General features: G+C 42.6%; 17 protein-coding genes and 1 pseudogene. 13 read left to right on the top strand and 5 right to left on the bottom strand.

Features of this window, described 5'->3' with window-relative positions:
- Positions 1–18 precede the first annotated feature (18 nt).
- The 5 genes and pseudogenes from PN838_RS07880 to PN838_RS07860 form a co-directional block, all read right to left on the bottom strand.
- Positions 19–815: pseudogene (locus PN838_RS07880) on the bottom strand (hypothetical protein).
- Positions 816–1,012: 197 nt separating this feature from the next.
- A complete protein-coding gene (locus tag PN838_RS07875; RefSeq protein ID WP_272180282.1) occupies positions 1,013–1,360 on the bottom strand; it encodes a hypothetical protein in 348 nt (115 codons plus the stop codon).
- A 38-nt stretch (positions 1,361–1,398) separates the two neighbouring features.
- The gene (locus PN838_RS07870; protein ID WP_502592182.1) at positions 1,399–2,118 is read right to left on the bottom strand and encodes a DEAD/DEAH box helicase; all 720 of its coding nucleotides are present in this window, start codon (positions 2,116–2,118) and stop codon (positions 1,399–1,401) included.
- A 59-nt stretch (positions 2,119–2,177) separates the two neighbouring features.
- A complete protein-coding gene (locus tag PN838_RS07865; RefSeq protein WP_272180281.1) occupies positions 2,178–3,659 on the bottom strand; it encodes a DEAD/DEAH box helicase in 1,482 nt (493 codons plus the stop codon).
- Between the two features lie 59 nt (positions 3,660–3,718).
- Positions 3,719–4,216 (bottom strand): class I SAM-dependent methyltransferase, encoded by a 498-nt coding sequence (locus tag PN838_RS07860; RefSeq protein ID WP_334313316.1) that lies wholly within the window; start codon positions 4,214–4,216, stop codon positions 3,719–3,721.
- Positions 4,217–4,630: 414 nt separating this feature from the next.
- Here PN838_RS07860 and PN838_RS07855 point away from each other — a divergent pair, with 414 nt between their 5' ends.
- From PN838_RS07855 to PN838_RS07795, 13 genes are all read left to right on the top strand, one after another.
- Positions 4,631–7,354 (top strand): MG2 domain-containing protein, encoded by a 2,724-nt coding sequence (locus tag PN838_RS07855; RefSeq protein ID WP_272180280.1) that lies wholly within the window; start codon positions 4,631–4,633, stop codon positions 7,352–7,354.
- Positions 7,355–7,359: 5 nt separating this feature from the next.
- A complete protein-coding gene (locus tag PN838_RS07850; protein WP_272180279.1) occupies positions 7,360–9,600 on the top strand; it encodes an alpha-2-macroglobulin family protein in 2,241 nt (746 codons plus the stop codon).
- The gene (locus PN838_RS07845) at positions 9,587–10,000 is read left to right on the top strand and encodes a hypothetical protein (protein WP_272180278.1); all 414 of its coding nucleotides are present in this window, start codon (positions 9,587–9,589) and stop codon (positions 9,998–10,000) included. The genes PN838_RS07850 and PN838_RS07845 overlap by 14 nt, the downstream gene beginning before the upstream one ends.
- Positions 9,996–10,319 carry a transglycosylase domain-containing protein gene (locus PN838_RS07840; RefSeq protein ID WP_334313487.1) on the top strand — a complete coding sequence of 108 codons (324 nt, stop codon included), beginning with the start codon at positions 9,996–9,998 and terminating at the stop codon, positions 10,317–10,319. Before PN838_RS07845 ends, PN838_RS07840 begins: the two co-directional genes overlap by 5 nt.
- A 117-nt stretch (positions 10,320–10,436) precedes the next feature.
- Positions 10,437–10,910, top strand: a complete 474-nt coding sequence (locus PN838_RS07835; RefSeq protein WP_272180277.1) for a penicillin-binding transpeptidase domain-containing protein — start codon at positions 10,437–10,439, stop codon at positions 10,908–10,910.
- Positions 10,829–11,440, top strand: a complete 612-nt coding sequence (locus PN838_RS07830; protein WP_272180276.1) for a penicillin-binding transpeptidase domain-containing protein — start codon at positions 10,829–10,831, stop codon at positions 11,438–11,440. Before PN838_RS07835 ends, PN838_RS07830 begins: the two co-directional genes overlap by 82 nt.
- Complete coding sequence (locus tag PN838_RS07825; protein ID WP_272180275.1) at positions 11,410–11,775, top strand: hypothetical protein; 366 nt, start codon at positions 11,410–11,412, stop codon at positions 11,773–11,775. Before PN838_RS07830 ends, PN838_RS07825 begins: the two co-directional genes overlap by 31 nt.
- Before the next feature lie 13 nt (positions 11,776–11,788).
- On the top strand, positions 11,789–12,190 hold the full coding sequence (locus tag PN838_RS07820; RefSeq protein ID WP_272180274.1) for a hypothetical protein: 402 nt from the start codon (positions 11,789–11,791) through the stop codon (positions 12,188–12,190).
- A gap of 329 nt (positions 12,191–12,519) precedes the next feature.
- Positions 12,520–12,939, top strand: coding sequence for a PKD domain-containing protein (locus PN838_RS07815; protein WP_272180273.1), 420 nt, complete (start codon positions 12,520–12,522; stop codon positions 12,937–12,939).
- A 32-nt stretch (positions 12,940–12,971) separates the two neighbouring features.
- A complete protein-coding gene (locus PN838_RS07810) occupies positions 12,972–13,907 on the top strand; it encodes a fibronectin type III domain-containing protein (RefSeq protein ID WP_272180272.1) in 936 nt (311 codons plus the stop codon).
- A gap of 38 nt (positions 13,908–13,945) precedes the next feature.
- Complete coding sequence (locus tag PN838_RS07805) at positions 13,946–14,302, top strand: hypothetical protein (RefSeq protein WP_272180271.1); 357 nt, start codon at positions 13,946–13,948, stop codon at positions 14,300–14,302.
- The gene (locus PN838_RS07800; protein WP_272180270.1) at positions 14,290–17,505 is read left to right on the top strand and encodes a LamG domain-containing protein; all 3,216 of its coding nucleotides are present in this window, start codon (positions 14,290–14,292) and stop codon (positions 17,503–17,505) included. Before PN838_RS07805 ends, PN838_RS07800 begins: the two co-directional genes overlap by 13 nt.
- Before the next feature lie 110 nt (positions 17,506–17,615).
- Positions 17,616–19,679 carry a BspA family leucine-rich repeat surface protein gene (locus tag PN838_RS07795; protein WP_272180269.1) on the top strand — a complete coding sequence of 688 codons (2,064 nt, stop codon included), beginning with the start codon at positions 17,616–17,618 and terminating at the stop codon, positions 19,677–19,679.
- The last annotated feature ends 4 nt before the right edge of the window (positions 19,680–19,683 follow it).

The raw sequence follows: 19,683 nt of genomic DNA, 5'->3' as shown, positions 1-19,683 counted from the left end.
AGTTAGTAGACAATTTTACTAATATGAAGGCGTCGAAAGTTCGAGGCCGCGGCTCATATAGATGTCGTCATAGGCGAGCCCACCATTGCCGTAGGGTTTTTATGTGGTCCGGTATTAGAGTTAGCAAAAAGTAGATTAATGGCTGTTCTCGTTTCATTCTAAAAGCCGCGTTTTTAAATACTAGGGTCTGCTTGGCAAATTCACCACCTTGTAGATACACATCGTAAGTTTGCCCACCGGCCGCCACCGGCGCATTATTAACCACATACCAAATTTGATACCAAACGCCAGTTTGCAGTGGGGTTGCAGAGCGATTTAAATCATAGTTTTGAACATTACTGTATTGACGATATTTATCGTCGCTGTCTATTTTAACCATCAAAGTACCGTCGTTTTTAAAGCCATTGGACTCGGCTTTATCGGTGACTCGTAAAGTTGGTTCAAAGGCGTTATAGGCTTGTTTGATGATCTCATCCGGCGTTAAATTACTAATACCAAACGCATGATTGTTGGGAAAGCTCTCAACCAAAATACGAGTATAAAATGTATAGGTGTCACCTACCGCAACCGCTTCTGGTAAGGCTTTAAATGTCAGGGCTTTTCTATTGCCCACAACGCCTTCTGGCGGCGGGCTTTTTAAGTAAATAGCGATTATTATTTGCTGTTTTAATCACGGTGACTTGCGGGTTAGCAACAAACGGCTTGGTGTCATTTTGTGTATCCACGATTTGCCAATCGGTGAGCTCGGGCTGCTCAAAGTCATCAACCAAGATCCAATTAGATGTAGGCATAGTGGTAACACATGCACCGAGCATAAAAATGGTCGTAAGCACTAAGATGATTTTCATATTTAATTGTATTTCCATTTTTAATTGCGGTTTTTATGCCTGCCACTTTTGGGCCTAGCTTAACTTAACTTCACTTCACTTAAGATAGCGGACTAACTGACCGGCTGCTCTGAGCTGTATAACGACTATCTTTTTGTCATTCTAGCGACCGGAGCGTTAAAGGTCTAATTGATTTGGTTTGTTAAACCGCTTGGGTCAAAACTCATACCTAACTTTTCAAAGTAATCTTTACCGTCTTGTTCAAATTGCTTAATAGCCTTTGTAATATCGGACGTTGTTAGTTTTTGCCAGAGGACTTCATCGAATGAAATAATATTTAGGTCTTTGCTTTGATAAATAAAACGTTTGCGTTCGAATTTTTCAAATGGATTCGCTAGCAAATTACTTTGCAGTTTTTTTGTGTCGTTTAAAAATTCAAGGTTGTTATAAGGGCTATTGTCTCTGTCGGCTTTGCCGTTTATTTCGAGCTGCTTTAAATAGAACGCTTGATACTTCGCAATCATAACTTCCAAGTTTATTTCTCCACGCTGATTACAATGATTTAGGATGATCAACATAAAGATGATTTTATAGCTGAAGGAATAATCTCGTTGTGCCAAAAATTCAAAGAAGTCATCTCGGCGAGTTTGTTCGGTGTGCAGCTTGAGGTTTTTTGGGTTCTGACAACTGGGAGCAAGTCCTCAGAAAAATAGTTTAATGTTTTAGTGCCAAACGGCAATTGTTTAGTCGCCAGTATTTCACCTTTTCGGATCCAACTTTTAAGTGTTCCTGTTGTTATAAATAATTCTCTGGCAAACTGCTCTTCATTAAGTAAATCCCCGAACTCTTTTTCAAAATTAAAGATATTGATAGGCTCAATTCTACGTTCACCCTCGTATAAACCATCAAGTGTAATAATTTCAGTATGTCTTGTTTCGTTGCTCTTAATGACATTTTCAAATGGCGTATATTTTTCTAATCCAAACAAGCTGTGTAAGCTCCACGGAGACAGTGCAGGGCCGTATGCGTCAACAACATCAATCACATATAATGCTTCTTTACCTTCACATTTTCTCGTTCCACGCCCAAGTTGCTGGGTATAAAGCACTTTGCTCATTGTTGGCCTCGCCATAATTACAACAGAAGTATTTGGTACATCCCAACCTTCATTTAGCAAGTCGCAGGCACAGATGAACTGCACTTCACCGTTTCTATACTGTTCAATACCGTCCCTGTTTTTTCCATCTACGGATACTGATGATATGCCATTTTCGATTAATAACTTTGCCATAGCTTTTGTGTGTTTAACGTCTACACAAAAGATGACTCCCTGTTTAGGACTTTGGTCAGCTATAAGTGGTTTAGCAAAATATTTTTTACCACATCAACAATAAGTTGGTTTCTGGATGGAATTAAAACAGTTTTATTTAAGTCTTGTTTTACAAATTCCTTACCGTTAAATCGTACTTTCGAAAAGTCGATATTACTTTCTAACCTAAAGGCACGAACTGGTGGTACTAACCCTTGTTCTATAGCTTGTTGCAATGTTAGATCAACATCGTATTGCCCAAATATAGTTTCAAGCTGTTGTTGGTCTGTTCGATCTGGCGTCGCCGTTAAACCTAATAAAGAGTCTGGTGTAAAATAGGCAAGCGCATTGCGTAGTCCAGAAGCTGCTGCTCGGTGTGCTTCATCTACAACAATATAATTAAAGTGCTTTCTGTTAAATGAGTGATAGTGGCGCAGTATATACGCTGAAGTCACGACAAAAATGGCTTGCTCACTGCTAGCTTGCGGTTGCAAGGAATCATAAATGTTAATGTCATCTAATTGCTGGTGCAAACGACTAACGAGTTGTTTTCTCAATTCTCTGCTAGGAACAATGGCTAAAACTTTAAATGTTGAATTAATTGTAAGCTGATGGCGCACATCCTCAATAAATACTTCCGTTTTGCCAGTTCCTGTTGGGAGTACTACCAAAAAGGTATTATTTCCGTTGAGGCGTTGTTGGTTAATTTTAACAATCGCGTCGGTTTGATGTTGGTATCTTTCAAAGGTTAGCTTTCTGTCTGCGCGATAATGCGGTGTTGACTTAAAGTCGGATTTATCACCAAAAAATAAACGCATCTGGTCCGCTAATTTTGTTGTATCAGCCATGCCTCTATCAGACCAGCGATAAACCAAATATCCGTCATAAACTAAGGAATTTTGTTTAAATAATTGCGAACGGTATTTCTCTACTGAAATGAGTAATGGGTGATGGTAACGTTCACCATTTAGCTCCACAGCAAATTGCATATTTTGTGTGTCTAATACAAAATCAATAAAACGGCGGTGTCCTTCTTTGTCAGTGTAATTAACTTCTGGTTGAAGGGCGTGAATGGATTTTGTCCCAAAGGTTTGTTCAAAAAAGACCGAAAAATTAAATTCAGGTGGCGTTGGGTCAACATGTTGTAACGAACGGTTTGAACCGTACATTGCTAGGTTGAGATCATCATCTAAGACTTCTGTGATAAAAATGTTTATATCTTCAATAAATGATTTTTTATCTGACCATACAAACCGATATAAGCCTTGAAAGTCATGCATTAATTGATTTTGGTGACTTGTATAATTGACGTAAAGGTAAGCTTTAGGATCCAATGAAAACAGTAAGGTATCGACAAAAATAGCAGGAAAGTTTTGTTTAGCAAAAAGTAATCCTGACTCATGTTGATCAACAAATACGTAGTCAAAATCAAATAAAATATCGCTAATTGTTTTATTCAGTAAAGAGTTAGGTGTTACATTTTCTAAATATTTGCCCGATATATCCTTTATTTGATAGGTCATTTATCCTTTAGTCCCAATGTTAAAACGCAGTTAATTATTGTCTTTAAGCAAAATAGCATTTAACCACTTTTCGTTTTCACGACCATAGGTCGGTTGTCGCCTGTTATCCATGTTTCACTAATTGTTAACTCTGGCAGATTGTTAATTAACGTAGTCAAAGTGGACTCGTTCATATCGATGAATTGTCTGCCGTTCTCTATGCGTTCAGCGTCACCGTATTTAAAGCTAATGTACATAACGCCGCCATTGTTTAAGTGGTTGTTCAAGTTTTTCAGAGAAGGTAATAACTCAGATTTAGATAAATGTAGCAATGAAGCACAACACCAAATGCCGTCAACTTTTTCCTGTATAGAAAACCGCTCGAAGGTTGTAATTGCCACCTGTTGTCCTAGCAAGCGTTGGGCTTTATGAGCGAGTTCAATGGAGGCATCAAATGCGGTAACCTTAAAGCCTTGGCTCTTGAAATAAAGGGCGTCACGACCACTTCCACAGCCTGCATCAACAATTTGGGCATTAGGTTTTAGAAAGGGCAAAAATTTCTGGTAGATATTATTCATATCAACATTAACTGTTGCGTCAAAAAAGCCTCAGCATGTTGATTGTAGTAGTCTAAAGTCACTTGTCGTCCTTGTTCGGCTTACCGACCTGTACTTTGCCATTTTTGTTGAATCGGCGCAAAACTTTGTTCGCCTACTTTGTGTTTAGCTGGCTCTTATTACCAAGATTTTTGTTAGCGAATTTAACGTGCATTAAAAAGTCAATTTACGCATAATTGACACGATAACAATTGAACTTCCTACTTCCAGTAAGTTCTAATATGCTACCGCTTGTTTATGGATTTTTCCCTATTGTCGAAGGAATGTTATGAAAGTTAATGTTTGGTCTTTGTTGTGTTTTGTCTCTGCGTTGTTTGTGTCTCAGTTGGTTTTGGTGGGCTGTTCTAATGATGACAATGCTGCGTCGGCGGGGGCGTGGATGAAACGTCGGTTTCTGAGGGCGATAAAGGCATTGCTTCTTCGGGTATTGGCGAGGAAGAAGCCGCGCTGGATATGGCTCAGGCGTTAATTGATTACAAAGACGCGCCGTTAAAAATTCTCGATGTATCGGAACGGAGTAAAGACGGTCGTAATTCAATTGCGATTACCTTGTCGGTGCCGGTCGACCCTTCTAAAGATCTACAAAAGTACTTTGGCATTAGCCAGCAAAATGGCAAGGCCGTCGACGGCGCGTGGGTGATTGCTAAGTCGGGTAAAACCATTTGGTTTCCGTACGTAGATCCAGAGGTTAAATACAAGGTCACCATTTACCAAGGGCTTAAAGCGATTAATAACCGAAGTTTGCTCCGAACCCAACATGCCGATGTGGTCACAAGCCGCGTAACGCCAAGTTTTAATTTTGATACCAGTGGCGCGTTTTTAACCCAAGGGTTAGGCAATGGCTTGCCTGTGGTTACAGTTAATGTAAATGACGTCGACATTAATTTTTACCAAGTGCGAGAAAAAGACCAACAGCGCTTTTTAGAAGAAATGTCTCACCGTCAATATTACTGGGGGATAGAGCGTGTTACTCAGTTTGCCGACTTAGTTTATTCAGGTCGGTTTGAGTTTGACGGCGAGCCAAATACGCGCACCAAAAGCAGTATCGATATCGAAGGCATTCAACAGCTAAAACCGCCGGGGATTTATCTCGCGATTATGGCAAAGGCCGGAACGTACAGCGGTCAACAGATGATGTGGTTCTCAGTTACCGATATTGGTTTGCATGCGCGATTTTACGAACAACAACTTGATGTTTATGCCTCTTCTTTGCTTACCGGAAAACCGATTGAACAAGCGCAAATCCAGCTAGTAAACGACAAGGGCGAAATACTGCAACAAGTTTTAACTTCCCCATCAGGTGAAGCGTCCTTTACCACCGATCTTAAATCCGCGTCGCTTATCGTCGCGCAAAACAAGCAACATTTTTCTGTGGTTGAAATTAATAAACCGGCATTGGATTTATCCGACTTTGACTTAGGTATGCGTGCCAATCGGGCTCAGGAACTCTTTATCTATGCGCCACGAGACTTATATCGTCCGGGTGAGTTTGTTGACTTCAATGGCCTTTTACGGGACGCCGACGGAAAATTGGTGGCAACCGATATGTTAAGCGTGTCGATTAAAAGCCCGACGGGGGCTAAAATAAAATCCTTTAAATGGCACGGCAATGATATGGGGTATTTTCATTACCAATGGCAAATTCCAAGCAGCGCACAAGTGGGCAATTGGCGTTTTGAAGTAGAAAGCATCACCAAACAGTTGTTTGTTTACGACTTTAAAGTAGAAGAATTTTTACCCGAACGTTTAAAGCTGACGTTTAATCCAGAAGACGTACATACCACGCAAGTTGTCGACAAATGGCAACAAATCAAAGTGCCTGTGTTAGGCGAATATCTGTTTGGCGCACCGGCGTCTAATAATCGCCTGTCTACCGATGTCAGTGTGTCACTGTGGCGTAAGCCGGTAGAGCGTTTGCCAGACTTTGAATTTGGCGATATCAAACAATCTGGTCTCGCGAGTCGTGAGTCACTTGACGACATTCAACTTAATGAACAAGGCATTGGTGAGCTTTATTATAAAGGCGACTGGTCGCAGTTACACAGTCCGCTAAATGTTAAGTTTATCAGCAGTTTATTTGAAACCGGCGGGCGTCCGGTATCGCGTTCGTATTCAACCTTGGTGTGGCCAAGTGATAAAATGATCGGAATTCGAGCTGACTTTGGCGACAACAATCCAGAGGCCAATTCTAAAGTTCGATTTGACTTAGTCAAAGCCTCAATTAATGGCGACAAATACCCAGCAAAAAATCTCGACGTAAAATTAATTAAAGAAGACCGCCGTTATTTTTGGGTTTATTCCGACCAACAAGGTTGGCATTACAAATGGAACGACAACGAGTTTACCGAGCTGACAAGGTCGGTTGATATTGCCAAAAACGGTTTAGGGACTGTGGAATTCCCTGTGTCTTACGGTCGTTACCGTATTGAAGTGCGAGACCCTGCGGATAACCTATTAACCAGCAAACAGTTTTACGCTGGTTGGAATTGGTATGAAGATTGGCAGAACAGTCGTTCGGGCAGTGGTGCGGCGCGTCCAGATAAGATCACGATGGCATTGGATAAAGGAGCCTATGAGGTAGGCGACAACGTTGAAGTGAATATTATTCCACCTGAGGCCGGTGAAGCGATTGTTATTGTTGAAGGCGATACACCATTGTGGTCGACCCGCTTATTTATTCCTGCCGAAGGTGCGACGGTGACTATTCCTGTGGCGAATGATTGGCAGGAGCATAATATCTATATTAGTGCTGTGGTATTGCAGTCTGGCGACAAACTAAAAGCCCTTACCCCAAAACGAAGCTTTGGTTTAGTGCATCTGCCATTGGCCAGAGCGTCGCGACAATTAGCGGTAGAGTTTGACGTCGCAGAGAAGGTATTGCCAAATAAAGTTATGCCGGTCAATGTCAAAGTCACCGATCCCCGTTTAACGGGCTTAACCGACTTAACCGCAGTTGGCGAACAATCGGTATTTATGACATTAGCAGCGGTTGACGTGGGCGTATTGAGTGTCAGTAATTTTGAGTCACCGGACCCGTTTGACGCGTTTTTGGTCAACGCCGTTACAGTGTTGATTCGAGAGACGTATACAGCAAAGTGATTGAAATGAGCCAGTCGACAAAAGCCAAAATGAAATTTGGTGGTGACGACGACTTAACCCGCGGAGGCGATGCGCCACAGTCAGACGTTCAAATCGTTTCTCTGTTTAGTGGCTTGGTCAAACTCGATGAAAATTTAGAAGCGCAGATCCCGGTAAATCTACCTGACTTTAATGGTCGAATTAAACTCATGGCCTTGGCGTTTTCAGCAGATGCATTTGGTCATGGCGAACAAGAAGTCACAGTGGCCGCGCCGGTTGTAACCCAAATTGCAATGCCGCGATTTTTAGCCAAAGGTGACAAAACACGCATTGCACTTGATGTAACTAACCTAAGTGGAGAACGTCAAGAATTGCAGGTGACATTTGCAACAGCCTTGGAAGATGGTGAAGAAGCTGGAGCAAAAGCCGAGCCAAGCGTTGAGCCAAAGACAGAACTAAAAGCAGAGCTAAGCACAACAAGACATTCGCCAGTTAAGGCTTTTGATACCACACAGACTATTGTGTTGGACAATGGCGCAAAACGCACATTGCATTACGACATAGAAGTAACAAACCACACGGGAGTTGCAACGTTTGAGCTTAATGTTAGCGGCGACCAACTTGCCGAAGCAATTCAGCGCCAATGGACACTAGGCGCACGTCCGGCTTACCCAGCAACGTTTACCAATATGCAAAAAGTTCTTAACAATGGAGAACGCTTCACGATTGATGAAACTGCAATTGAGTCACTTATCGACAGTACCGTTGTCGCGTCGGTGGCCATTTCACCGTCTGCGAATATCGACTTAAATAACCAGTTAGATCAGCTTTTACAATACCCATATGGCTGTTTGGAGCAGACCAGTAGTCGCGCCTATCCATTATTATTTGCCACCCCAGATGTGCAACAAGCGTTTGGCATCAACGCCATAGATGAAAGCAAACGGGTTGATATGATCAACAAAGGGTTTGAGCGACTCGCATCACTGCAACTTAGCAGCGGCGGCTTTGGTTTATGGCGTAATACCTCAGATGAAGAACATTGGTTAACTGCGTATGTTGCCGACTTTTTGTTAAGTGCTCGGGCAATGGGGTTTGCTGTCCCAGAGGACATGCTGAAAAATACGTTAACGCGTTTACAGCAATATTTAGCGCGTAGTGGCCGTTTTTATAACGAACGTTGGAGTAACGATCCTAGCCACTATCATTTTGCCTACAAAGCTTACGCAGCTTACGTATTGGCGCGAGTAAATCAAGTGCCGTTGGGCACATTACGGAGTTTGGCGACCAACAATAGTCGTTACGCGCGAACCGGTTTATCACAAACGCATTTAGCAATTGCACTGATAAAAATGGGTGATAAAAGACGTGGCGAACAACTAATGGAAGATGCACTAGCTAATTTGCCAAAACAACGACAACAATACTTAGGCGATTACGGTAGCCAAACTCGAGATTTGGCTTTGATGATCCACCTAATGCTGACCCATAAAATAGCCGAATCTAAGGCAATATCGTTGAGCTTTACGCTGGCCGAGCAGCTAATCAATCGTCAGTATCTCAGTACGCAGGAACGCAATGCGCTGTTTTTGGCGGGCATCGCCCTGAAAGAATTTGACGGTGAAAGCTGGAATGCTGATCTGATCATTGGTTCGGCGACCACAAAACTTAGCATGACTTCCGGATTCCAAACCCGACTTGGGGCCGATGACATTAAAAACTCGGTATCCATTGAGTCGGCGTTTGCCCATCCGTTGTTAGCCAATGTTAATATTAGCGGTTATGGTAAAACACCGCCTGAGGAAAGCGCCAATGGCCTTTCTATTCAGCGTCATTGGTTGAACCTTAAAGGCCAAGAAATCGACCTTAAACAAGCCGAAGTAGGCGAATTGTTTTTGGTGCAATTAGAAGTGAATGCTGAGCAAAGAACACCAGATGCGTTAATTATCGACTTACTACCTGCGGGATTTGAACTTGAAAATCAAAACCTTGAACACGCAATTAAACTCGATGAAATAAAAGTAGATGGTAAATCCATAGCACAGTGGCTTAACCGCAATCCAACCAAATATCAAGAATACCGAGATGACCGATTTGTTGCCGCAGCGCAAGTGCGCAAGCGCCAAACGGTGAATTTGTTCTATCTGGTTCGTGCGGTTACGCCGGGAACATATAACGTGCCTTCGCCTTTGGTAGAAGACATGTATCGCCCGGAAATCCGTGGTATTGGCAAATCCAGTTCGGCCATTACGATTGTCCAAAAGTAACTTACATTCAAAGGGCAGGTTAACAACTGCCCCCGTTAACGGTCAAAACAGTCAAGACGGTAAAAGCGGTCAAAACCTTTACATATCGGGTCTGCCGTTTTTATTGTTAATCGTGCGCCGTTTTGCTCGGTATATTGGGCGGTTCCGTCTATTAACGGTATTTGTTTTGGGTCTAATGTTTGTCGGAATGTTAGATCAACTTTATCCATTAAACCTGCCTAAAAACAACAACCTTTTTGCGCGAGTCGTCGTAGATGAAAACAATCGTCCCCTGCGCACCTTTGCCGATCCAAACGGGATCTGGCGATATCCAATAGAGTTATCTGACGTATCTCCGCTGTATATTGAGGCATTACTCACCTATGAAGATCGTTGGTTTTGGCTTCACCTGAAGCATTAATCCCTTTGCAGTTTTACGGGCGACATATCAAAACCTGACCAATGGCCGAATTGTCTCAGGTGGTTCAACAATTTCAATGCAAGTTGCCAGAATTTTGCATCCTCACAATCGAAGCTTCACCGGCAAGTTGCAGCAAGTATTAAGAACCTTGCAACTCGAATGGCATTTAAGTAAAAACCAAATTTTGCAAATTTACCTAAATACCGCGCCATTTGGCGGCACAATTGAAGGCGTTGAAGCCGCGAGTTACACCTATCTTAATAAATCCGCGAATGATCTTACGCACTCAGAAGCTGCATTGTTAGCGGTACTGCCCTGAGCCCCAACTCGGTTTCGTCCCGATATTCATAATGACGCCGCCCAGCGGGCAAGAGACAAAGTACTAAAGCGGCTTGTTAAATTTGGTGTTTGGTCCCAAGACGAGGTCGACGATGCGATGTTAGAGCAGGTCTATAGTTTTAACTTTAAACCCAAACAACTTGCGCCTTTACTGGCGCGGCGGTTGTTGGCTTTTTCAGATGGTCAGTCGGTAGTAAAAAGCACCATTAACAGTGACCTACAACAGAGTTTGCAGGACGCAATTAGCTCGTATATGAGTGACATGCCAAAACAAAGTTCGGCCGCCATTTTAGTGGTCGACAATAAAACGTCTGCGGTTAAGGCGTATATTGGCACCGTAGATTTTGCGAATGAAGATAACTTTGGTTATGTCGACATGGTGCAGGCAACACGTTCTCCGGGCTCGACGTTAAAGCCATTTTTGTACGGCATGGCTATGGATGAAGGGCTTATTCACTCCCATTCATTATTAGCGGACGTACCGCGCAATTGGGGAATTACCGCCCGGGCAATTTTAACGGTACGTTTAATGGCCCAGTTACCGCTGAAGAAGCATTGCAACGTTCGTTAAACATGCCCGCAGTAGATTTGCTTGAACGCCTTGGTGTCAATCGATTTGCCGCCCGTCTCGAAAACGCCGGTTTAGCGTTAGTTATCCCCAATAATAAGCCAAACTTGTCGATGATTTTAGGTGGCGTTGGTTCGTCGCTTGAGCAACTTGTTGAAAGTTATACCGCGCTGGCGAATCAAGGTAATGTCAGTGAGCTGCGTTATCTCACCGATGAGCTAACGCAACCTAAAGTGACAAAACAGATGTTATCGCCATCGAGTGCGTGGATCATTCAAAATACGTTGTCGGATATTGACCGCCCAGACAGCATTCAGTCGACCGCCAGTATTATTGAAAACTCCCCATTAGCGTGGAAGACCGGAACCAGTTATGGGTTTCGCGACTCCTGGGCCATTGGCGTAAATAACGACTATACCATTGGGGTTTGGATTGGCCGCCCCGATGGTACGCCAATGCTCATGGGCACTTTGGCCGTAAAACCGCTGGGCCTTTGTTGTTTATGGCTGCAGATCAATTGGCTGGTGGCTTAGGGGTTAATACTGCTATTGCCTTTGATAGCGAGAGTCAGCAGCCGTATTTAAGTGGCGGAAGTGCTAGTGGCGGTTCTAGTATAAGTGCTAAGGGCAGTGCAGATCCTAATTCAAACAGTGTTACAGACGATATACTAAGCCAACCTGAAACGGTGACACAACAAACCATTTGTTGGCCGTTAGGCGTAGCAAAAGACGACAAGAACGCAGATTTTTGTCATCAACAATATAAAGCGTGGGTGATAAACAACGTTGTACCGCCAACCTGGCATGTTGCTGATGCAGATACCTTAGCAAAGTGGATTGTTTACTTATTGGGTAAATCCCGTAACTGAGCAACGCGTGACAATGGACTGTAACGTAAGTAATAAGCAGGTGGAGCAAGTGGCTGTTTGGCCAAAGGTGGTTGAACCTTGGTTAAACGCTAAATATCGTCGTGCGGCTGTTATACCAAGGCTCGATCCACAGTGTATTAATAGCGAAATAACCGCCAGCGCCAGCTTAAAAATTACCGGTATTGACAACAACAGTGTGTTTCGCAAAGCAGGTCAAAACGGAAAACACCCCAGTGTTTGGCTCAAAAGCCTTGGCGGCTCAGGCAATAGAGTGTGGTACATCAACGGCAAATACAAATATAAAACTGGACCAAATACCTCGGTGGAACATGTATTCACTGGCACCGGCAAACAGCAAATTGTGGTGCAGGATGAGCTAGGTAATACCGACGTTGTGGTGCTTTTTGTTCAGTAGTTTTTCGTCTTCTCGTTCTCTAGCTCCAGCCTTCTTTTACCTTGCAGTGCACCAGCGAGTTTTTGTACTATTTTTGTTTGATCATCATCCACCTTTTACATGTAAATAAAAATTCACGAGCAGTCCATTTTTTCAAAAATTACCTTAACTTATTAGTATTAAAGCAGTTTATTTATTGTTAAAGTGATGCGCTGTTTATTTGAGCATTCTGTTTTCTGGTTAAATGAAATAACGCTGTAACCCAGACAACATCGATGTTTTGTACACGCCATTTTCTAATTACATTTATAAATTCTCTATAATTGTTAACATCTGTAAAAGGATTTTCCATGGGTTTAAGTAGTAAGTTGTTCCGAGTATTTGTTGTATCGGTTTTGCTAGTTTCGGTTTTTGGATGTGGGAAGTCAGACGATAAACAACAACAAGATGTTAAAAATCTCAGTCCAACAGTTTCAATCGCTTTAGACTCTTCCAGTGCCGTCGGTTCTGACATATTAGAAGTTGTTGAAGGCAATCCCAACCTCATTGTAATACATGCCACCGCAAACGATCCCGAAGGGCAATCTCTTTCTTATGAATGGAACGTTACTTCCGATTTGAGTTTGGATTTGGGGAATGTAAATACCAACAAACTTGAGTTTGTTGCCCCAGATGTAAAAGAAGACAGTGTTTTTGACGTTACCGTAACAGTGTCCGATGTTAAGGGCGCATCAGCGCAAGCGTCGTCTAGTTTTACAATTAAAAAGTAAATAATGCACCGATTATCACTTTAGATGAAACCATGTCGGTCGGTGAATTATCTGCGTTTACGTTAGCGTCAGTGGCCACAGACGCGGATGATGACGAATTAACGTTTTTGTGGGAGGTGACTAATGACAACGGCACGGGCTTTGTCATTAATGATCCAAGTTCCTCTGTTTTAAACGGCACTATTGGCGATGTTGCCGGTAATGTTGCAATTGAGTTAGCGTTAAGTGTTACCGATGATGATGGGGCAACAACCACCAAAGCGGTTTCAATCAATGTATTAAACGACGCTGACGCGCCGACGGGAATTCAAATCGTATCGGCTTCGGCAGAGTCAATTACAGCCATCACCTTAGATTGGTTGGAAGCGGTGGATAATGTCAGTAACGCATCGCAATTATCGTATAACGTGCATCTGAGCGACCAAAATGGTTTTGTGCCATCGGCGACGACATTACATAGTTCCATTGCTGAGCAATTTACGACTACGGTTGATGACTTAGTAAGTGATACGCAATATTACGTGATCATTGAGGTGGTTGATAATTCAGGTAACAGCGCGTTTTCTAAGCAAGTTGCGGTGTCGACATTGGCCAAACAAACCGTTGTAAACACGGCACAAAAAGTCAGTAATGTAGCCCCTGCAGGCTTTTCCAGTAGTGAAGTTTCTTATCAATTAACCAACGAAGAAGTCGCGCCTGCAACCGGCGACATTGTGGTAAGTACCGATAATGATGGCATGTTACGTAAGGTGACTGAAGTTGTTGTTGATGGCGATACCGTAACATTGCAAACGGAAGCCGCTGCAGTAAATGAAGTTTATGAACAGCTCGATATTTCAACCAATATAAAACTGATCGATGTGTCAAACGACAACCTTGTAGCGGGTCAAAACCGTTTGGCCCAGCGCGGCGTAAGATCAAAGCAAGTCACCTCTGGCGGTAAAAAGTCTCGTCAGCGACCTGAGTAAGATCAGGCCTGACAATCGTTGATGAAAAAGCGGCGGTCGTGACCCCGGTTGTGCCAGTATTAAAGTCAGTGGCTGCTGCGGGTCAAAAAAGTGCAAACGCTAAAGCGGCAATTGCCTCTAGTACAACTGATGAATATCAAGAATTAGATGAAGACAATTTGCGACTGCAAGGGCCAAAACAAAAGTTGTTCGTGCTAAGTAAATTAACGCAATTTGAGGTCAGCGCTCAGGTTATTCTTGATACCGAAGACAAATTTGATTTAGAGTATTTTAAGCTTGTTAAATTTACCCATCCTAGATTTGGTTCTAGCCATGATCACGGAGCGAATGTCACAGAAGTTCAAGCGGGTGACGGCAGCGATAAAGTCGATTTACTGTTTAGTTGGGTGCCTTAAGCAAAGACCATATAGATACTGAAAACTACGAACCGTATACCGCTATTTTTGAAGCCAAAATAGATAAAGTTGGTTTGTTAGACGGCAATGATGTTTTAAAAATAGAAGTGGACGTTTATGTTGGCTACGAACTTGAAACAAAATCAAATGAGTCGATTAATGGCGACGGCAATGACGCGTTAGTTAAACTCACCGCTGATACTAATTTTAGCTTTGAGCCAACCATCGACATTAAAGTTGATATCGAAAGCGGCAAGCTTGTTAAAGCCCATGCATTTGTAAAAGGTCTCACTAAATTTGATGCCACGTTATCCATCGAAAGTGATGGTTCTAAAGACTTACACGGCTCTAAAAATTTAATCAGCCGGTCTTTTGTAAAGGTCATTGCGCCCGGAGGCGTGCCAATTATTGTGCGAGGAAAATTTAAACTCGACGCAGAAATTAATGGTAAAGCCGAGGGCAGCGTTAAGCTCAGTCATATTCTCGAATCGACGTTAAACATCACAACGGGTTTTGCCTACGATAACGGCAATTGGGATCCGAGAACGCATTTTGATCCCACCTTAAAATATCGAATTGAAGGGGAAGCCAAGGCGAAAGTTTATGGCGACGTACGACTGATCCCATCGCTTGAATTGTTTTTTTATGAAGCGGCAACCGGCAAGATCATTGTTGAACCCTATCTATATGCCGAGGCGGGAGTTGAAGGGCATTATCGTTCAGAAGCCAGTTTAGAAACCGGTGTAGATACTCAATTAGATTATCGTTTTACTGAAATGGCTGCTGGCATTGGTGCCGAGTTAAAGCTTAGAGCCGCGTTAGAGATTTTTGATAAAACCATTATTGGCTGGCCGAGCCGAGATAAAGACGAATACAAAACGATTACCTTGATGGCCAAAACCCCTGTGATTGGAATTCCGTCAATTGCCATAGAAGATATCACTAACCCACTAAACGTAAACAGCTGTTTGATAGAGCTAAAAGCCACGGTTACGCCAATTTATAAACCCTTCTCTAGTACGGAACCGTCTATTGCGTGGCAGTCGGACTCTATAGGCTGGGCAGGTTTTCCACTTGCTGCAAACGATACGATTTGGGCAACCACAAGCAATGGCGATAACGAGTTTTACGCGCAGGCAACACTAACCTCAAAAACCGATTACGACTTACGTTTTGGTGGACACAGCAGGTTGGGAAGTTGGGCGCGGCAATACCAAGATTTATCTATCGATTTTAGCCCTGACGATTCAAGTTCATTACCAACCTATTGGGCAAATCGTTACGGTTTAAGCCAAGCACTTGCTGATGACGACAACGATGGTTTAACCAATATCGAAGAATTTGAAAACTGCACTGTGCCTAACAATCGTGACTCTGACGGCGATGAAATGTTAGACGGCGACGAGATTAAATATAATCTTAACCCACTTGTTAACGACGCGTCAGACGACGCCGACAACGACGGCATTCCTAATTTAGTTGAGGTACAAGAGGGCGGCAACCCAAATGTCGCCAATGAAGCGCCGACCGCCAAAATTATTAATTTGCAATATAATGTAGAAGCTTCAACCTTAGTCTTAGGCGTTGAAGCGAGCGACCCTGATGGCCAAATCATCAGCTATAAATGGCGAGAAGAAGGTACGAGCGTCGCCACGATAGAGTCGCCAACCAGCTCACAAACCACTATCTATTTGCCCATTGTTCAACAAGATACGGTTCTGCGTTTTAGTGTCACTGTCGAAGACAACTTATATGTAACAACCACCGAGTATTTTGAAGTTGTTGTGCCTTATATCGAGCCGGTAAACCAACCGCCAGTCGCGGTTATTGAAGCTAAAATTGTTGATCTCGAAGTTTTGATCGACGGGGCAAAAAGCTCCGATTTAGAGGATGATGAAGCAGGCTTGCCATTAAGCTACTTGTGGGAGCAATTGGCTGGGCCAAATGTCGTTATTAATGATCCAACCTCGGTCAATACTTGGTTTGATTTCCCAATTGTAGAGGAAGACACCGAATTGGAGTTTGTATTGACGGTTACGGATTCTGACGGAGCGAGTTCGACATCTAGTTTAAAAATACAAATTGATGGTCCTGAAAATAGTAGCCCGATTGCCGATGCGGGCGACGACCAAGTTGCAGAATCTGGGCAGGTGGTCATTATTTCAGGGGCGGGATCTGAAGATTTTGATAACGATGCCTTGTTTTATACTTGGCAACAAACCGACAACTCGGGCTTTAGCGTAGATATTTCTAATCCAAATGAGGTTATTGTTAACTTTGTTGCACCGACGGTCACTGAAGATACAACATTAAGTTTTGAGCTTAGTGTAACGGATAATAAAGGTGAACCTTCTACAGCTACGGTTAATGTTTTGGTCTCGCCTCAATCGACTGATATAGAAAGCGGTCTTATTGCTTATTTGCCTTTAGACGGTGACCTTGCGGAGTTAACTGGGATATCAGCCTCGATAAATGAAGTTGGCACTGTCGTTTATGTTACTGGTGCAGTGGAAGAGGGGGTTGATTTAGATGGCAGTTCAAGTTTGATAGCCATTTCAGAAGCACCAAGAGCAACAAATCAATTGACAATTTCTGCTTGGGTCAACCCTAAAGAACAAACAAATGATGAATACACCGGCGGTGGCGTTGTTATCAATTCACCAATTTATGAGCTGTCGTTAAATAGCATTAACAATACAATTTTATATTCCTTGACGGATAACTCGCGGGTCTCAAATAAAGTTGATACCGGTGTACCTGTGCCACAGGGAGAATGGTCGCACATTGTCGTTGTTTATAATGGTGTGCAGGTTGTCATTTACTTAAATGGCGTAGAAGTTAATCGAGTGGATTACTCTGAAGAAATGCCGGGCGGCACTTGGCCTATGGGTATTGGAGCAAAGTATATACCGGTTGAATTAGGTGCGCCTGAGTCTGGTTGGTATTCGCATTTTAAAGGCTCTATAGATGAGGTGCGGTTATATGACCGAGCGATAAACACAAGCGAGATTGAAACTTTGTTTGCCCAACAAAGTGAAACCTCTGAAACCCCAGCCGCCAATACATTATTAGAGTCTGTTTCATTATCTGAGCTTGAAGGGACCATAGTAGAAATTCGTGGCAGTGACGAATCTGATGATTGGGTATGGGTGCTCAAGTTCACTCATGATTGGCCAATGGATAATTACTTTTTACTTATTTAGGGAAAAAATCAAAAGCGAGTGACGGAGAGTTTGAGTGGCAAGGTTATGATTCAGCGTGGCAATTAACCGATAATAATTTAACAATTTCAATTGGAAATAATGAGTCTGTATTGCCATTTGAAGATGGTGAAATCAACTTAGGTGAAAGCTTAAGTGCTGTAATCGGTGACGGTGCATATGTCTCGGCAATTTATAAAGCTAATGTGGTTGAGTTCAGTGACTTGCTAGGACATCGTCTTATCTTCATGCGAGCTCCACTAAACTCTATTATTGATTTAAAACACAATGGAATAGCTGAATTTTACCAAGACGGTAGTCCGACTAAAGAAACCGTTTCCTATGTACTTAACGACAGTAGTATTGAGTTTTATGACGGGACAACACAGATATTTACGATAGGTAACTATCAAGCGTTAGTCAGTTACCGTGAAGTTTACGGGATCTCATTTACGAACTTTTTAAGTCATGTCATGCCAATCCCAGTTGAGGATGGTGCGGTTTCAGACCCCGCTGCTTTTGCGACGTTATGGTCAGTTGACGCTGGCAAGTCAATAACCCTTAAAACCAGTTACAACCAAACTTACGACTATATGGTGGATTGGGGAGATGGCTCTGAACCAACACAAGAAAACGGTAATGCAACACATACCTATGCCGTTGATGGTGAATATACAGTTCAAATTACAGGTTCGGTTCCTCATATCGAGTTGTGCCCATGGGGAACAGAAGCAACCCTGAAAGATGTGACTCAATGGGGAACTCAACAGTGGCAATCAATGGTTAGGATGTTCCAAGGATGTCGTGAGGTTAATTTTAGTGCGACTGGAGCGCCAGATCTGAGTTTAGTTAAAGATATGGGGTATATGTTTGCATTTACTGAGAAGTTTAATAGCCCGTTAAGCCATTGGGATGTAAGTCGTGTAGAAAACATGGATAGCTTGTTTATGGCTAATCCGGTATTTGATCAGGACTTAGCTGATTGGAACGTAAGCTCTGTTACTAATATGAACAGCATGTTTTCCAGCGGCAGCACATACAATCGTGATCTATCAAGCTGGGATGTCAGTAAGGTTACGACTATGTCGAACATGTTTAGTCAAAATACCAAATTTAATCAAGATTTAGCAACTTGGGATGTCAGTTCGTTGGAGAATATGGACAACATGTTTAATGAGGCAAGCGCATTTAATGGCGATATATCCTCTTGGAATGTGAGTGCGGTTACGTCCATGCAACAGTTATTTGATAACGCCACTGCATTTAACAATGACATCTCAAAATGGGACGTTAGCCGTGTAACCAGAATGAGTTATATGTTTAAGGAAGCGAATGCATTCAATTCTGATATCTCAAATTGGGACGTGAGTTCCGTAGTAGACATGAGTGGCATGTTTTTCAGAAATTTAACATTTAACGGCAACCTCAATAATTGGGATGTGAGCAATGTAACTTCAATGAATAGTATGTTTTACGGCGCTAATTATAATAATGATTTGTCTGCTTGGGATGTGAGTTCTGTCACTTCTATGGTTAGTATGTTCCAAAGAACACCGCTGTTTAATTCTGATTTGTCTCAATGGAATGTAAGTGCTGTTACTAATATGGCCTCGATGTTTGACGAAGCGCGAAGTTTTACTTCCGATCTCACACATTGGAATGTGGGTAATGTGACTAATATGCGTAGTTTATTTGCTTCATCTAATATGCAAGGAGATATATCAACTTGGGATGTAAGTAATGTCACTGACATGAGTTATATGTTTATGAGTGCTGGCGTTTTTAATCAAGATTTAACGAATTGGGATGTCTCTTCTGTACAGAATATGACAGGCATGTTTTCTGGTGCGCGCAGATTTAATGGCGACATTTCAAGTTGGGATGTGAGTTCAGTTAAAAATATGTCGACCATGTTTAGTTACGCTGTTTTATTTAATAGTGACCTTTCAGCGTGGGACGTAAGTTCTGTAACTAATATGAGAACAATGTTTTATGGAGCAGGTCGTTTTAACAGTGACTTGTCTGGTTGGGACGTGAGTTCAGTGACTCAAATGTCCTATATGTTCCATAGTGCCACTTCTATGACTGCTGACTTAAGTGAATGGGATGTGAGCAATGTTACGGAACATACCAGCTTTTCGTATAGAGCAAATATAGTTAGCCCAGTTTGGCCTTAACCTT

It is taken from the genome of Psychrosphaera algicola (assembly GCF_028401425.1).
GTDB lineage: Bacteria > Pseudomonadota > Gammaproteobacteria > Enterobacterales > Alteromonadaceae > Psychrosphaera > Psychrosphaera algicola.
Note: the sequence above shows the minus strand (reverse complement) of the source record. Positions and strands in the feature narration are given on the sequence as shown.